17 protein-coding genes and 1 pseudogene are annotated in these 15,744 nt (G+C 63.1%); 4 read left to right on the top strand and 14 right to left on the bottom strand.

Annotation, left to right across the window (positions count from 1 at the left end):
* Positions 1-250: 250 nt before the first annotated feature.
* The 12 genes from K7W03_RS19400 to K7W03_RS19345 form a co-directional block, all read right to left on the bottom strand.
* Positions 251-1,195, bottom strand: coding sequence for a type IV secretion system protein (locus K7W03_RS19400; RefSeq protein ID WP_086491652.1), 945 nt, complete (start codon positions 1,193-1,195; stop codon positions 251-253).
* A gap of 18 nt (positions 1,196-1,213) precedes the next feature.
* Positions 1,214-1,429 (bottom strand): EexN family lipoprotein, encoded by a 216-nt coding sequence (locus K7W03_RS19395; RefSeq protein ID WP_086491653.1) that lies wholly within the window; start codon positions 1,427-1,429, stop codon positions 1,214-1,216.
* Entirely contained in the window at positions 1,426-2,145 is a 720-nt protein-coding gene (locus tag K7W03_RS19390; RefSeq protein WP_086491654.1) for a type IV secretion system protein, read from the bottom strand. Before K7W03_RS19390 ends, K7W03_RS19395 begins: the two co-directional genes overlap by 4 nt.
* A gap of 3 nt (positions 2,146-2,148) precedes the next feature.
* Positions 2,149-4,560 carry a VirB4 family type IV secretion/conjugal transfer ATPase gene (locus K7W03_RS19385; RefSeq protein ID WP_410487131.1) on the bottom strand — a complete coding sequence of 804 codons (2,412 nt, stop codon included), beginning with the start codon at positions 4,558-4,560 and terminating at the stop codon, positions 2,149-2,151.
* Positions 4,553-4,903: a type IV secretion system protein VirB3 gene (locus K7W03_RS19380; protein ID WP_009823962.1), complete on the bottom strand. Its 351-nt coding sequence runs from the start codon at positions 4,901-4,903 to the stop codon at positions 4,553-4,555. The genes K7W03_RS19385 and K7W03_RS19380 overlap by 8 nt, the downstream gene beginning before the upstream one ends.
* Positions 4,900-5,238, bottom strand: a complete 339-nt coding sequence (locus tag K7W03_RS19375) for a TrbC/VirB2 family protein (protein WP_222887100.1) — start codon at positions 5,236-5,238, stop codon at positions 4,900-4,902. The genes K7W03_RS19380 and K7W03_RS19375 overlap by 4 nt, the downstream gene beginning before the upstream one ends.
* Positions 5,235-5,903, bottom strand: coding sequence for a lytic transglycosylase domain-containing protein (locus tag K7W03_RS19370; protein WP_222887099.1), 669 nt, complete (start codon positions 5,901-5,903; stop codon positions 5,235-5,237). Before K7W03_RS19370 ends, K7W03_RS19375 begins: the two co-directional genes overlap by 4 nt.
* A complete protein-coding gene (locus tag K7W03_RS19365; protein WP_222887098.1) occupies positions 5,900-6,241 on the bottom strand; it encodes a hypothetical protein in 342 nt (113 codons plus the stop codon). The genes K7W03_RS19370 and K7W03_RS19365 overlap by 4 nt, the downstream gene beginning before the upstream one ends.
* A 49-nt stretch (positions 6,242-6,290) precedes the next feature.
* Entirely contained in the window at positions 6,291-7,235 is a 945-nt protein-coding gene (locus K7W03_RS19360; RefSeq protein WP_222887097.1) for a phytanoyl-CoA dioxygenase family protein, read from the bottom strand.
* Between the two features lie 11 nt (positions 7,236-7,246).
* Positions 7,247-7,858 carry an acyl-homoserine-lactone synthase gene (locus K7W03_RS19355; RefSeq protein WP_222887096.1) on the bottom strand — a complete coding sequence of 204 codons (612 nt, stop codon included), beginning with the start codon at positions 7,856-7,858 and terminating at the stop codon, positions 7,247-7,249.
* 74 nt (positions 7,859-7,932) lie between these two features.
* A complete protein-coding gene (locus K7W03_RS19350; RefSeq protein ID WP_229742691.1) occupies positions 7,933-8,610 on the bottom strand; it encodes a LuxR family transcriptional regulator in 678 nt (225 codons plus the stop codon).
* Positions 8,611-8,692: 82 nt separating this feature from the next.
* The gene (locus tag K7W03_RS19345) at positions 8,693-9,454 is read right to left on the bottom strand and encodes a helix-turn-helix transcriptional regulator (RefSeq protein WP_222887095.1); all 762 of its coding nucleotides are present in this window, start codon (positions 9,452-9,454) and stop codon (positions 8,693-8,695) included.
* A 221-nt stretch (positions 9,455-9,675) separates the two neighbouring features.
* On the opposite strand from K7W03_RS19345, the gene K7W03_RS19340 reads away from it, so the two are divergent.
* Positions 9,676-10,245: a hypothetical protein gene (locus K7W03_RS19340; RefSeq protein WP_222887094.1), complete on the top strand. Its 570-nt coding sequence runs from the start codon at positions 9,676-9,678 to the stop codon at positions 10,243-10,245.
* Between the two features lie 117 nt (positions 10,246-10,362).
* Here the strand turns inward: K7W03_RS19340 and K7W03_RS19335 are convergent.
* A pseudogene (locus tag K7W03_RS19335) lies at positions 10,363-11,034 on the bottom strand (methyltransferase family protein); the annotation flags it as partial.
* Positions 11,031-11,294, bottom strand: a complete 264-nt coding sequence (locus K7W03_RS19330) for a DUF2933 domain-containing protein (protein WP_007683380.1) — start codon at positions 11,292-11,294, stop codon at positions 11,031-11,033. The pseudogene K7W03_RS19335 and the gene K7W03_RS19330, both read right to left, overlap by 4 nt.
* 252 nt (positions 11,295-11,546) lie before the next feature.
* Between K7W03_RS19330 and K7W03_RS19325 the strand changes: the two genes are divergently transcribed.
* From K7W03_RS19325 to K7W03_RS19315, 3 genes are read left to right on the top strand one after another with little or no spacing between them, the layout of a single operon-like run.
* On the top strand, positions 11,547-12,995 hold the full coding sequence (locus K7W03_RS19325) for an MBL fold metallo-hydrolase RNA specificity domain-containing protein (protein ID WP_031304554.1): 1,449 nt from the start codon (positions 11,547-11,549) through the stop codon (positions 12,993-12,995).
* Positions 12,992-14,530, top strand: a complete 1,539-nt coding sequence (locus tag K7W03_RS19320) for a thymidine phosphorylase family protein (RefSeq protein WP_004212749.1) — start codon at positions 12,992-12,994, stop codon at positions 14,528-14,530. The genes K7W03_RS19325 and K7W03_RS19320 overlap by 4 nt, the downstream gene beginning before the upstream one ends.
* Positions 14,527-15,435, top strand: coding sequence for a ribose-phosphate pyrophosphokinase (locus tag K7W03_RS19315; RefSeq protein ID WP_222887093.1), 909 nt, complete (start codon positions 14,527-14,529; stop codon positions 15,433-15,435). Before K7W03_RS19320 ends, K7W03_RS19315 begins: the two co-directional genes overlap by 4 nt.
* Positions 15,436-15,744 lie beyond the last annotated feature (309 nt).

Here is a 15,744-nt window from a genome sequence, read left to right as displayed (position 1 = left end):
GGTGGGACAGGGGTGGTATGGGCGGCGCAGCTCTTGGTGCCGTGGTGGCAGGCACTGGCGAGCCAGGCAGGACGCTTCCGTAGATGTTCACGTCTCGCAGGTGACGGCCATTGCAAACCGCGAGCTTCTTGGGCCCGGAAGCACAGCCCGCGACGCCGAGCACAGCTAAGCCACCGACCAGGCAAGCGACGCTGCGGCGGAAGCTCGAGGCGGAAATTCGCGGAAAAAGGAAAGTCATGATGATGCCTCACTACGCCGCTTCGATGGTGCCGCCGCGACGAGCGGCGCGCTCCAAGTTGCGACTGTTGCGCATGACGCGACGCTGTCGGAAGGGAGATGCCATCGTCCCCCAAGCCGTTCCGGCGAAGGCACCCACGCCGGCAGCGGCACCCCCGGCTATTCCCGTCGCGATGGCCGGAGCCTGGAAGAAGAAAATAGTCCCTAGAAAGAGATAAACCGCGAAGATTACGGCAGCGATCGTAACATCTGAGTTGGTTTCCGCTTCAGCCAATGCCGATGCACCAAGATCAGATACTAGTGTTGTGATCGCAATAATTACGGCCATAAGGACGATGTAGTTGAACGCCTGGCCCAGCCATCCATGGAAGAAGCGTCGCGTTGGCTCAAACAACGCCAACGCGATAAAAATCGGTCCCAAAGCGATAATGATTGCAAGGGCGACCTTTGCGAAGATCGTGATCGCGAAGCCAATCGCTGCCGAAAGGCCAGCCACCGCGTAGATCACTATCGCCAACGTCAGAAGCACAAGCTTCCACGGGTTGATATCGAGATAGGTCTCCGCTTCCGCCCTGATCAGCCGGATCACGTCATCAACTTGACTGAAGTATTGGTCGAAAACTGCGCCAGCGGTGCCGATCGTCTTCCCGGCTAGGGCTTGAGCTATCGCGTCAGGCATCCCGTGAAAAAGGGGTTCGGTAATCCATTCGGAATAGGCGACTGTGGTGGCGGCCATGTATAAGAGACAAAGTTTGACCATGCGCGCGAATAACTCGCCCCAAGGTTCGCTGATGATGCCTCGCATCACCATGAAGCCGAACAATACAATGTAGATCACGAGGCCCGCAGCTAACGGTCCGCGAATTACGTCGACAACGTTTGACAGCCGCTCATTGAGAAAAAGGTCGAGCTTGCCGTCAACATTGTCGTAGATCGTCGAAAATATCGTCGAGGACATATGGTGGCTCCGTGACCTTCAGCGGCCCAGAGACTGTTCAAGTTTTTTAGCGTTCTCCACGCTCTTGGCGTTGCTGCATTCCTGCGGGTCGCCATGCGTACCATTGGTACAAGCCTCCAAAATGCTCGACCTCTCTTGGGGTGAGTTGGCGAGTTCGTCCTTCCCTTTGGTTTCGTGGCAGGCGCAAAGTGGTAGGGCCGCTAGAAGAGCGAAGGCTACAGACTGCCTTGTCATTGGGTATCACCAAGAGATTGTTCGAGCTTCGCGAGGGACTTCTCGCCCTGGCGTTGCGACCGAAGACGATCCTCCGCATCCTGCCTCATCCGCAGCGCCTGCAATTGCAGAGCATCGTTCTGGATATGGGCATTTTCGACCCCTACCCTCGCCTGGATATCCATGACCTGCTTGGCGTCCGAAGCCGTATCCAGCGAGGTTCTCAGTTCTTCGAGCCCGGCGGTGCGCTGAGCCGACACGCCATAGGCCGCCTCCGCGATCGCGGCGTCGCGCGCTGCGAGGTCGCCGTTCCGCAAGAGGTTGTCGCGGGAAGCGCGCTCATACGCCGACGCACCCGGCCGCAATTCCGGCAAAGCGATACGGTTGGCGTCCCGGATACGGGTCGCGGAGCTCCCGAGCGAACCCAGGCTGGCATTGTCCGACGACATCAGCCGACTGATGTCACGGGCTTCCCGCGGCAGAAGGTGGCGCATGGCATCGGTGGAAAGAGATGATGCGATGCCGTTGACGTCGGTGACCTGGTTGAAGCTGCCATAGAGCTGCTTCGCTTCTGCGATCTGCTCCTTCCCCTGATCGATCATCGACAGGGTGTTCTTCACCGTGGCCAGCGCCTGCAGATAACCGGAGCTGTCGTAGACGGGGATACCTTGCGCGACTGCAGGCCCCGCCATTCCTAGGGCGATGGTGCCAAGTGCTGCGTATATGCCCTTACCCATAGCTCATCCTTTCCTGATCGATGCAGACCGACGCTGCTGGTGAAAAAGAGGCAGCCATTTCGCCGAGTCGTCGCCGACATCAGCGCGAATGGCATCGAGGAGCGTCACGGTTTCCGTGGTGCCCGAGAGCACCGCGAGCTCGTCGGAGAGGCCGCCCAGGTCCAGTTCCACCACGATCGAGTCATGACCCTGCTTGATGAGGAAGCGGCGAGATTCCGGGTTCAGGTCGTGACGGACGAGCTTGAATTCCGCCTGGGTCAGGCCCAGCCCGTCGATATAATCCGTTTCACGCCCATAGGGGTTGGGCAGCAGGATCTTGGTCGCGACCTGCTCCATGATACTGTGCGAGATATCCGAGCGCAGCGCATCGGCCGGGCTCTGCGTGCCGAAAACCAGGAAGGCGTTCTGCTTGCGGTAGGTCTTCAGGCCATCCTGGGCAAAGGCGCGGAAAGCGTCATCACCCAGCGCCTTCCAGAACTCATCGATGTCGATCACCAGTCGGCGGCCATCCAGAAGGCCGTCGATGCGATGGAACATGTACATCATGATCGGCGTGCGAACTTCCGGATTGTCGAGGAAGTCAGTCATGTCGAAGCCGAGGAACGGCGCATCGAGCGACAAAGCATCGATCTCGTTGTCGAACACCCAACCCAGCGATCCGCCTCGCGACCATTTCTCAAGCCGAGCGCCGATGCCTTCCGGATCGCGCTGGCCGAGCAGCTGGCGCAGGGCCAGAATGGATCGGTTCTCCGGCGAGAGCCGCCCGAGCGACGCCAAGCCTTCGTCGATCATGCGCTCCTGGGTGACGCCCAGCGTGCCGCCGGGCGGTGTCACCAGCTGCCGGATCAGACGACCGAGAAAGACGAGGTTGCGCGGTCCATATTCGAGCGCCCGCAGCGGCGCGAAGCCGGTTGGCTCCCCGTTCTTCAGCGTCAGATAGATCCCGCCAGCAGACCGCACGTAGATCTCGGCGCCGCGATCCTTGTCGATGAAAATCTGCTGCGCGCCCGTTTTCTCGAGCTGCGCCATCAGGAAGTTCTGAACGACCGTTTTGCCCGCGCCCGAGGGACCGATGATGAGCGTGTGACCGAGATCCCCGACATGGAAGTTGAAATAGTAGGGCGATTGCGCGGCCGTCTTCATCAGCGCGATCGCCGGACCCCAATGATTTCCGCTCGGCCGGCCTGCGGGGTAGGTATGAAAAGGTGCCAATGCGGCGAAATTCCGCGATGTGATTGCCGCCGGCCGCGCCCGCCACGCGAAGTTACCGGGAAGCTGGGCCCAGAAGGCCGCCTCGAGCGCCGGCCCTTCCCTCGCTGATACCAGGCCAGCGTCCGCGAGCGCCGCCCGCGCGGCCGACAAATTATCGGCGAGCCGCCTCGGGCTCTCGGCAAACACCCCAAGCGAGAAGTGATGTTCGCCCAGCACGAACCGATTGCTCTGAAGATCGTCTGCGGCGTCCTCGAGATCGAGCGCCTGGCTTGCTGCCGCGTCCTCGGTCGAGGCCATCTGGTTCTGTCTCCGGCGCAGCCTTTCGGCCGCGCGCGCCTTCCCCATGAAGGTGAAGGACTGCGACACAACGAATGCGAAATCCTGGCCGAGCAGAGCGTTCATCTGACCGGGACGGGTGAGCGCGGGATATTCCCGGATGCCGAAAATGCCCAGCCAGCGGCTCGCATCATGGGCGCGGATCTCGACCGTCTCGCGTCCGAAGATCACCCGCTCGCCGTAGAGGGCTGATCCAAGATGGCCTCGGACCAGCGGGACCTTGGCCTTTGCGCCCATCATGACTTGCTCGAGCACTTCGAGCGGCCTGGAGAATAGGAGGCCATTCTGCTCATAAAGAGCGAGCCGCGCGGGGCTGCACCGCCGGAGGAGCTTTTCGATATCGCGCGCCTTCTCCTCGAAGCGGGCCAACTCGTCGGGGTCGACTTCCTCATCGGCCGCCCTGGCCTTAGCGATGCGCTTGAGGAGCAAGCCGGTCCGATCGGCCGAGCCGACCGCCGGCCGCATGATCAGCGTCAGATAATGCTCGTTGACGAACATGCGCTTGGCAGTCACCCGCGCGCGATATTTTTCGTCCAGATCGGCCGCGAAATCCGAGCGGAATTGGCCTTCGGGATAATCATCGACCGGGCGGCGAACGATGTGCGTCCAGAGCGCGAGCCGGTCGTCGGCAATGTTGCGCCAGGTGCCGTTGAGCTTCTCATGCCAGTCGTTGAGGTGGATCGGATCCGCGGTCTCGAAGGCGAGCCCCTCGAGGCGGAACATCATCATGAGGTCGCCGCTATCGAGCGCGATCACCTCCGACGTCACGTGGCGCGCATAGGGCAGATAGCGCCCAGGCTCGGCCTCTTGCCGCAATATGCGCCACGGCGTCTTGCGCGGCGGGAGCTGGGCAGCCGCGCTAGCCACGCGCAAAGCCCTTGCGTTTCAGCCCGGCGACCGGGAGCGGCGAATAGGAACTGCCGCCCCACCAGACGCGGTTCCGGCTTCGCGCCTTGGTCATGGTCCAGAGCCACAGCAGCCGGAAGGCGTTGGCATCATGCCGCACGATGAGCCGTGCGACGGCGAGACAGGCGCCTCCGATGGCGCCGGCATAGAGCGGGTTGCCGCTGACGATCAAAGTGAGACAGGCGGCAAGCGCGATCGGCAACGAGGCTTCGAGCGGCACGCCGAGCCACATCGTCGGCCGCGTAACCGCCAGGAACAGCGTCTCCTCGCGCAGCCGCTCGTCCAGGGCAGCGCTCTCCTTCACGCGCCACCCGTGATAGTGTCGACGATCCACTGCGCGCTGAAGACGATGAAGATGCCAACGATGACCGTCACCAGAAGGCCGAGGCTGGCGCGCCCGGTGAAAAACATGAACCCAACGATCACGACCGCGATCACCGCGATGGTCTTGGCGAAAGTCCCGGTGAGCCAGGTCTTGATGTTCTCCGCCATGGACGTGATGCCGTCAGCCCCCTGCGCGTGCGCAGGATCGCTCAGCAGCATCGAGACAAGCAGCGCCAATGCCATCACGCCGACGATGCGCAGCAGAAGTCGCTGCCATTGGGGCCGTCCGCCCAAGTGGGCGGTGATTGCTGTCATGGATGCTGTCCTTTCTGAGATGCGGCCCCGTCGCCGAACACCATGAGCGCGGCCTGCCGGGCATCGGCGGCTGTGTTCCAGCCGGCCGCCTGCGTCGCCGCGGGCGCGGAGGGTTGCGGATTGGCGATCGTCGCGTCGGCAAGCTGGACACGCGCCGACATGACAGGCGCTGGGAGCCTGCCGCGGATCAGGGGGATGACGGTTGACGCGCTGGCATAGACGCGGGCGACATAACCATTGCGAAAGCCGCGCCGCCGGTCGCCGGTATTGTACATCGACAGGGCGGTCGCGATCGCATGATCCCGGCTCGGGGCAAGGCGCGCGACCGCCTGGTAGTTGGTCGCGATGACGCGGGCGGCGGCGGCCAAATTGGAGCAGGGTTCGAACGCATTTTCCACCGGAAGCCCCAGCCAGCCGAGATTGGCGCTGTTGATCTGCCCCAGGCCGAGATCGATGTTGTAGCCTCGACCAATCAGGCTGCGCGCCGCTGCGATTGCCTGCGCCTTGGTCGCGGGCTTTGGCGCGCGCACGCCGGGACTATTGACCCCGATGGCGAGACTATTGAACCGGCTCTCGGTGTGGACGATCGAGATCAGAGTCTCGGGCGCCACGCTCGGTGCGCAAGCTCCTGCAAGCGAAAGAAGGGTGGCGACATCGAGGATCATCGGCCGCCGCCGTCCAGGCGCTCGATGCCGGCCAGCGAGTAGGTCTGGCTGCGGCCGTCGTTGAACGTGATGACCACCCGCCGGCGAGCTGTGGAATCGCGATCATAGACCTTCGTGCGGGCGACGCCGCCGCCGCTACAGCCGGGAAAGGCGCCGCCGGTGGCCAAGCGTTGCCAGAGCTTGGTCATCGGCGCCACGCATTGCGCGTATTGGGTCGCGCCACCGGGATTGGAAAGACAGAGGAGAACCTGGCAGCCCAGGTCATTCGCCGCTGCCGGTGCGCTTGGAAGGGCTGTGGCGAGGGCGAGCATCGCCATGCCGAATATCGCACGTTGCATCGGGTCTTCCCCCGCGAGAGACAGCTCCCGCGTCGGGAAATGCCGTCAGCTATCCGTTGGATTTCACCTCTCTTTTGTTCCGACCGCGCTCGATTTCGGCAATCCCCCCAGCCGGGGGGAGTTGATCGGTTTGCTGTCGCAGGAATTCGGACAGAGCGCCTTCCTGGTCGGGTCGGAGAGCATCGATTGCGGCGAGATGGTCCGGCGGTTCGCCGCCGAGCAGGATGGACGGGCACTGCCCGTCATAATTGCCGAGATTGGGGCGGTGCTGCTGGTAGCCGACCAGCGCGGCAAGCTCGGGATCGAATGCGCTGGCCACCTCGGGCGGATAGGTCAGCCACTGGTTCTCATAGGGCTTCAGCCAGCCGAGGCAGTAGCTGACGATGATGCCTCGGCGCACCGCGTTTGATTGATTCGAGCCGGCGCCATGGAGGGTCGATCCCAGAAATATGATCGCCGATCCCGGATCGGCTTCGATGGCGACCGGCTCCGTGTTGTCGTCACCCTGCCCGCCATTGTGGCTCCCCGGCCAGATCAGCGTTGCCCCATTTTCAGCCTTGAACGGCGAAATCGGCCACATCACGTTGACGAGATATTCGAGCTCACCGGTCGGACCGCGCCACATGTCCTGGTCTCTGTGCGGAAATTGCGCGGGCGCCCCCGGATGCAGCTCGAGCGCTTGCGTGAGGTTGAGCTGCACGGTGTCGCACCAGGGCTCGAGGATAGCGTGGACGAGGCGCATGACGGCGGGGTTTTGGACAAGGCTTTCCACCACCGGCGCGCGCTTCAACAGGCCACCGAAGCGTTTTGTCCGTGGGCCGTAGAATCCGCCCTGGCAGAAAGGCGTGGCGGCAAAACGCGGATGGAGGGATCGATTGATCTCCTCGATGCGCGATCCGGGCTCGACGTCCGGCAGGATGCAGAAGCCGTGCTGCCGCAGCTTTTCGTCGGCTTTGGTCGCGGCGGAGACGCCGCGCGGTGCGATCGTGGCCATGATCGCCCTCCTCATGCTGCGGCGGGAAGATCGGCAAGGCCGACAGGGCGGAAAATGCCGCTCGCGCGCAGCTGCTCGCGCGTTCGGTCGTCCACATCGATTTGCAAGGCGACGAGACTTCGCCCTTGCTCGGACGTGGGAAGACCCAATGGTCGGCAAGTCCAGCCGAAACCCAGGATCTGCTGGAACCACGGCCACTCGGCGACCCCGGTGAAGCTGTGGATCTGGTTGGCGAGGGCATATTCGACGAGCGCGGTGACCAGCTGATTGCGCAGCTCGAGACGCTCCCGGGCGCGCAATTTTCGCGCAAGGCAAAAGCGGGTGATTTCCAGGATAGCACGGCCGCGCGGCGGCGCTTCCTCGCAAAGATCCGGGAAGATCGTGCCGAGAATATGCTCGTGCGTGGTCGGCAGAAGCCGTGCGGATGCCCGGTGTTCCCCGTCGTCCCCGGTAACAACGATGTAGACGGCGCGATCATTGTCGAACTGATCGATCTCGTAGCGACCGGCGATGACCGGAACGTCCCAGCGAAGAAGATCGACGAAGACCCGCTTGCGCTCCTCGAACATGGAGCGAAACAGGCGGTGTTCCATGGCTTGCGAAAAGCCGGTCCCGATGTGCATGACAGCCTCCTTTTGGTGAGGCCTGTCAGTCGATCAGAGGCGGCTTTTTTGCGTTATCCCCAGTTCTGGGGAGATCATCGGCCGAACACATCGGCAAAGCTGATTTGCCCTTCGAACAAGGCGCGAATGGCGAGGAGGGTGCGCTTGGTGACGCCATAGCGGTCGCGCGCATCCTTCACATGCTGGATCACCGTTTCCTGGCCGATGCCGAGGATCTGGCTGATCTCCCAATCGGTCTTGCCCCGCGCGACCAGCGCCACGCATTCGGCCTGCCTTTCGGTCAGGCTCGGGCATTCGGATTGCGGCGCGTGGATCCGGGAAATCTTGCGTGCCGCTTCGAACGCGAAGCTGCCGACGAGCTGCACGAACGGCAGCTGCCGATGGTCGAGCATCTCGCCCGCCGCCATCGCGAAGGAACAGGATCCATTGAGCTCGCCAGGAATATGGGCCGGAACGGTGAAGCCGTCGCCCAGCCCGGCCTCGTAGGCTTCTGCCAGGATCGAGCGATCGGCGGCCGTCAGAGAGATGATCGACTGAACCGCCGACCAGGCAAAGCCCACATTGGTGCGATGGCTGGCGCGGTGGATCGGGTCGCTCGCATAGAGGCGTCTCGCCTGGAAGCGCTCCACCCAGTCTTGCGGATAGTCGACGATGTGGACCGAGCGAACCGCAGGCTTCAGGTCGACATGATGGACCAGGGCATAGTGCCGAAAGCCCATGGCCTTCGTGATTTCGGCCATCAGGTCAGACAAGGCCGTAGCGTCCTTGATCGCGCCAGCGACAGCGCAGAAATCCTGAACTTGCCCAAGCCCGATCATCATATGGCCGGCGAGATCAGAGCAGCGCTTCCATGTTGAGATGACCATCGCGAACCGCGCGCAGCACCAGCTGCGTGCGTCGTCGCACGCCATAACGCCTGCGGGCCGATTCAACATATTCGTGCACGGTGTCGCGGCTGAGACCGAGGATTTGGCCGATCTCCCAGTCGCTTTTGCCTTGCGCGACGAGTGCGATGCATTCGACCTGTCGTGGGCTGAGCGGGACGCAGGTCAATGTCTTCGCGGCCTCGCCTAGCAGCTCGCGGGCACGATCATAAGCGACCGAGCCGAGCAGACGCGCGGTCAGTATCTCCTCTGCGCTGAGCGGCTCGTCGCGCGATCGGGCGGCGGTAAAGATCGCCTCGGGCTCGCCCGGGGTCCGGATCGGCAAGCTGTAGCCGGACGCAAGGTCATGGTCCCTGGCGCGTTCGAGGATGCTTCGCTGCCGCGGCGTGAGCTCCAGCACATCGCCAATCCGGTCCCAGGCGAGCCCTGACGGGGTGCGTGCGCAGGCCGCATGGATGGGATCTTCGAGATAATGGCGCTCTTCGAGCACTTCCTCGAGCCAGGCCGAGGGATAGGTCGTGAGGAATAGAGCCTGCTCGCCTCCGCGCCGAAGATCGACGTTATGAAGCAGCGTGAACCAGCGGAAGCCGAATTCCCGCGCGGCCGCGTCGATCGTTCCATGCAGTTCGCCGAGATTTTCAGCACGCGCACATTCGGTCGCAAAGCGCGTGAGATCATCGAGGCGGCCGCAGTCTTTTATCCTGTTCGCCATAGACGGTCGAAGCTCGTCCGCGAGACGACTCCTCGTCCAGCCTCTAGCGGCGAGCGCCGCGATTATCAGGACGAATTGAGAACGATTCGCAACAATGTACAATCAGAATGGATCGCCTATGACACTTTACCCACCGGCAAAGTGTCATAGCTGACAACCCGTCTGCGGCCGCCGATTTGGGATTCACATTGATCCTGCTTTGTGCTTGATTCCATCATGTTATGTTTCATGCAGGCACGCCTCTTGAACCCTCCATTGGCTGTGATGTCGCGGCCGTGCTCGAGACGCTGGCGACCGTATCGAGCCGGCCTCGTTATGCCTTCATGCTGCTCAACCTGATCGCCCAGGTCGCGGGGCCAGATGGCAGCGCCGGTCCCTGGGTCAGGCGGAACGATGGGCTCGTTTCCCTGCGCGATTGGCTATGCGACGCATTGACCCCGATGGCCCAGCGTGGTCCGCGCAGCATTACGCTGGCCGAGCGGGTCGAGAGCGACCTCGCTAGAAACGGACTGCTCCCCGGCGATCCGGAGAAAAGGCGCGGCGTGATCGCGGAGGAAATGCGGGCACGCATTCGCACAGCCGGCAAGAGTAATCTCAGTCGCGCCGTTTCCGAACTGGTGAATGCAGGCCTGCTCCGCCGACATTATCAGGGCTATCGCGTCGACCATCGGAACCGTGGCGGCCAGCGCCACGCCGTCTATACCTTGATCGGCGATGCTCTGCGTCTAGTGCCGGGCATCAGCTCCACACCGAATCTGCCCGTGCAAGGCGAACTTGCCCTCCCAAGATGATTGCGCAGTCGAACCGGGATTGCTGCAGTAGTGTGCTGTGAGGTCGGGTAACGATGTCCGAATAATAAGGCCAGTCAGAACGTCAGCATTGACCTTGCCGGCAATTACATCAGCCATTCCCGTCAAGGATCGCCATGGCCTTCTTCGACGCGAATGGATTGTCAGATTCGGAATGAAGCCGGGCACGCGAGCCATATAATCGCGGTAAACCTCGCCGAAGTTGGCTAGCGCCTCCTTTTCCTCATGCCGAGCCAGCCGAATATACATCACGACGAGCACCGGAAACATAGCAAGGGTCAAAAGGGTCGGCCATTGTAGCAAAAAGCCGAGCATGACGAGAATGAAGCCGACATATTGCGGGTGCCGGATCCGGGCATAAATCCCAGTAAGGGCCAATTGGTGTTTGCGCTGACTCAAGTGAAGGGCCGTCCATGCAACCGAGATCAGCCAGTAACCCACGCCGATCAGCACAAAGCTGGCGATGTGGAATGGACCGTAATGGGGATTAACTCGCCAGCCGAACATCATCTCCAGGAGATGTCCAGCATCGTGGCTCCACCAGTCGACAGCGGGGAAATACGACTGGAGCCACCCCGAAAGCACGAAGATCGTGAGCGGGAAGCCATACATTTCCGCGAAGAGCGCTATGATGAAAGCGCTGAACGCCCCCAAACTGCGCCAGTCTCGTTTAGTTGCCGGCTTGAAGAAGCTGAACGCAAAGAGGATGAAAACGGCGGCGTTAACCAGCGCGAGCCCCCACAGACCATAGCCATAGTCGGCGTGCGTCATCGCGACTCTCCTTCGATGCGGCCGTTGGGATTGGCCGGTAAGCCGGCGGGTGCCTGACCGGGCTCATGGCCATGCTGATGCCCACCATGGCCGCGGTGCATGAACAGGTGCATGAGCGGGCAGGCGAGCAGGATGAGATAGGGCAGCACACCCAGGAAGTGCGCGGTATGCTCGGTGAGGAGGAAGAAGCTAGCGACGAGCAGGAAGCCGATCAGAACGATCTTGCCGCGCTTGCGCATGCGATGGTCATGTTCGCCCATATGCCGTCCTCTTCTGGTCAACGTCCGGGCAGCATAGGCTCGAGTCCAAGGAGCAAGGTATAAGTAGAGACCGAAGTCCCCCGGGCATCGCGCAGGCATGGGTAAGGCGATCGATGGGATCGGCCATCGGCGTTCGGGCGACGGAGCTGTCGGGGAGCAGCAGTCGTGCTGCGGATTTTGCGTATAGGCGTGCGGCGTCCGCGAACCAATGCTGCGCTCACGAACATAATCGTGAGAGGCAGGCCCGCGTCCATGCAAAAGAGAAAGAAACGGCACCATTCCCGCGTGACCATCTTCGAGCGTGAAGCAAGGATCGATCTGGCCAAGCGCCCGGCCGATGGTCTCGGCGTTGCCTTTCTCGGCGCATCGGGAACGGTCACAGGGTCGCGTTATCTGGTGGACGATGGTGAAACTCAGATCGTGGTCGATTCCGGCCTGTTTCAGGGACCCAGGGATCTGCGCCGCCTTAATTGGGCATCGATCCCACCCGAAGTCGCGGATGTCGGCCAGGTGCTGCTGACCCACGCCCATCTCGATCACTCGGGCGCACTACCGCGCATGGCGCGCCTGGGCTGGGACGGGACCGTCCTTGCCACGCGGGCGACCGCGGCCCTGTGCGAGCTCCTTCTTCCCGACAGCGGCCATCTGCAGGAAAAGGATGCGGAGTTCGCCAACCAGCACGGCTTCTCCAGGCACCAGCCGGCGCTGCCCCTCTACACCCAGGCCGACGCGCGTCTGGCATTGCAGCTCTTCCGCCCGATCGAGTTCGGAGCGTGGCATGCAGTCACGGACGGCATCAGGGTGCGCTACCATCGCGCCGGCCACATCCTCGGCGCGGCGTCGATCGAGATCGACTGGAAGGGGCGGACAATCCTCTTCTCAGGCGACATCGGCCGTTACGGCGATGCGGTGATGAAGGATCCCGAGCCGCCCGCGCGCGCCGACTATGTCCTAGTGGAATCGACCTATGGCGATCGGCGCCACGAGCAGGTCGATCCGACAAAGACGCTTGGAGATCATGTCGAACGATGCGTCGAGAGAGGCGGGACGGTGGTGATTCCGGCCTTCGCCGTGGGACGGGTTCAGTCGCTTCTCTATCATTTCTCGCGTCTGCGCGCGCAGGGACGCCTCCGCGACATCCCGATCTTCCTCGACAGCCCGATGGCGATCAACGCGAGCGGGCTGATGTGCGATTTCATGGACGAGCATCGCCTGGCCCGCGCCGAGTGCGAAGCGGCGTGCAGCGTCGCGCACTATGTGCGCGAAGTGGAGGAATCCAAGGAACTCACCGCCAACCCCGCTCCCAAGGTCATCATCTCGGCCAGTGGAATGGCAACGGGCGGCCGCGTGCTCCACCATCTCAAGCGCTTCGCGCCGGATGGGAAGAACCTCATCCTCTTCTCAGGCTTCCAGGCGGCGGGCACCCGCGGCGCCGCCATGATCGGGGGCGCCCGGACGATCAAGATCCACGGCGAGTATATCCCGGTCGAAGCCGATGTCGCCAACCTGACGATGCTTTCGGCGCATGCCGACAGCGACGAGCTCATGCGCTGGCTCGGGTCGCTGCAAGAGCCCCCGCGCCATGTCTATGTCACGCATGGCGAGCCGACCGGCGCCCAGGTCCTGGCGAAGCGTGTCTCGGAGGATCTGGGCTGGGCATGCAGCGTACCGGCGCTGGGTAGCTGGGGCATGCTCGCGTGAAGCCCGGGATCATCGAGGACGCCGAAGTAGAGCCTGTCGCGACGACGCTGCGGGCACACCGCCTCGGCCTGTCGGCTGCCGGAGGTGATCTGATCGCGGTCATGCGCCAAGACTGTCCCGTCTGCCGCTCGGAAGGTCTCGCGTCGCGCGCGCAGGTCGCGCTGCACGCCGGCGGGCGGGAAATCGTCGTCTCGCTGCTGCACAGTTCCGCGGAGGCTCCAGCGCCCGGCGAGATCGGCCTGTCCGAATCCGCATGGCGGCGGCTCGGCGTCAGCGAGGGCGATCCGGTCGAGATCGCGCACGCCCAGCCTCTCGCCTCGCTCGCCGAAGTGCGTCGGCGCATCTATGGCAATCGTCTCAGTGAAGGGGCTTTTTCAGCGATCATGACCGACATCGCCGAGCGACGCTATAGCGATGTCCATCTCTCGGCGTTCATCACGGCATGCTCAGCGGTCCCGCTCGATACGGACGAAACGATCAGCCTGACCAGGGCGATGGTCGATGTCGGCGAGCGATTGCAGTGGTCCGGAGCGGTCATCGTCGACAAGCATAGCGTCGGTGGATTGCCGGGCAATCGCACCACGCCGATCATCGTCTCGATCATGGCCGCGGAGGGCCTGATCATGCCCAAGACATCGTCGCGGGCGATCACCTCGCCGGCCGGCACGGCGGACACGATGGAGGTGCTTGCACCTGTCGACCTCGACGTTTCCGCCATCCGCAAGGTGGTCGAGCGCGAAGGCGGCTGCATCGCCTGGGGCGGCGCCGTCAATCTCAGCCCGGCCGACGATGTGATCATCGGCGTTGAACGAGTGCTCGATATCGATGCCGTAGGGCAGATGGTCGCCTCGGTGCTGTCCAAGAAAATCGCGGCCGGTGCGACCCATCTGGTCATCGATATCCCGGTCGGGCCGACCGCCAAGGTACGCGGAACCGATGCCGCCGATACGCTCGAGCGCGCGCTGAGCTCGGTCGCCCAAGCCTTCGGGCTTCGCACGCGCGTGATGCGCGGCCCCGGCGCGGAGCCGATCGGACGGGGCATCGGCCCGGCGCTCGAGGCGCAGGATATCCTTGCCGTCCTCCAGGGGCAGCCGGGCGCCGAGGATCTCGCCCACCGGGCCTGCGAGCTGGCGGGAGGACTGCTTGAGCTCGCTGACGCGGCCCCGGCCGGCGAAGGCTATGCGCGTGCGCGGGCGTGTCTCGAAAGCGGCGGGGCCTGGGCCAAGTTCCAACGTATCTGCGAAGCGCAGGGCGGCATGCGGGCTCCACCGGTCGCCCGGTTTCAGCAGGATATGATCGCTCCCTATAGCGGCCGCCTGGTGAGTATCGACAATCGCAAGCTCGCGACGGTCGCGAAGCTCGCCGGCGCGCCGGTGGCCAAGGCCGCTGGCGTCGCACTGCAGTGTCGGCTGAACCAGATGGTGGATGCCGGGGCTCCCTTGTGTAGCATTCATGCCGAGAGCCCGGGCGAGCTCGACTATGCGGCGGCCTATGCCGTGAGCGACGGGCCGATCTTCGGGATTGAAGCGCTATGAACCGTCCCGTCCTGTTCGCGCTGCCTGGCAGCGAGGCCCTGGCACAGCCGCTATCCGCCGCGCTCGATGCAGAGGTCGGCACGATCGAGCATCGTCAGTTTCCTGACGGGGAAACCTATCTCAGGGTCGGAAACGACGTCAGCGACCGCGAGGTCATCCTGCTGTCCAGTCTCGATCATCCGGACGCCAAGCTGTTGCCGCTGCTGTTCGCAGCCGACACCGCGCGCGATCTTGGCGCTCGCAGGATCGGGCTCGTCGCCCCTTACCTCGCTTACATGCGCCAGGACATACGCTTCCATGCCGGCGAGGCGGTGACGTCGCGAACCTTTGCTGCGATCCTGTCTCGCCATCTCGACTGGCTGGTGACGGTCGATCCGCATCTCCATCGCTACCATGAATTGTCGGAAATCTACCGCATCCCAACCCAGGTTGTTCATGCCGCGCCGTTTTTGGCCTCGTGGATCAAGCGCAATGTCGCTCGCCCGCTGATCATCGGTCCGGACCTGGAAAGCGAACAGTGGGTCTCGCAGGTGGCGGCCGATGCCGATGCTCCGTTTCTCGTGTGCGAGAAAATCCGATCCGGCGACCGTCACGTCACCATCTCGATTCCGAATGCCCCAGCGTTTCTCGATCGCCAGCCGGTGCTGGTCGACGATATCGCCTCATCCGGTCGGACCCTCACCGAGGCGGCGCGCCAACTGGTCGGCATGGGGTTCGCGCGACCGGATTGCGTGGTCGTGCATCCGCTTTTTGCCGGCGATGCAGCGCAGGTTCTGGGTGGGCTTGTCGAAAGGATCGTCAGCACGAACGCGGTTGCACATGCGTCGAATGATATAGACGTCATGCCAGCGATCGCGGAGGCCGTTCGCAACCGGATTGAATGGCGTGCTGCGCGTCAGTTCTAAGACGGAAATGAACGCCCGGCAAACGCTGTGCGCGTCCTCATCCATTGACCCTAAACGAGTCCGAACCAATCTCCTGAGATCTCCCTTTCGGAGAAAATCGCGGCAGGGAAGGAGGATATGTCGTGTCGCACACACGCTCGTTCATCGATCCCCTCGACGTTGCTGGGCACCTGAAGCTTGAGCCCGAAGTAAAGCGCGCCACCCTGCTATCCTGGGCGTCCGATCGCGCAGCCGTCAAGGGCCAACCCGCCCCCCTCGCCCGCCGGGCGCCAGTAACCCGCTGCCGGTCGACGATGTGATGGAAGCGTA

Origin of the sequence: Sphingobium sp. PNB, from assembly GCF_019873065.1 — a bacterium.
GTDB classification, from domain to species: Bacteria; Pseudomonadota; Alphaproteobacteria; order Sphingomonadales; family Sphingomonadaceae; genus Sphingobium; species Sphingobium fuliginis.
Note: the sequence above shows the minus strand (reverse complement) of the source record. Positions and strands in the feature narration are given on the sequence as shown.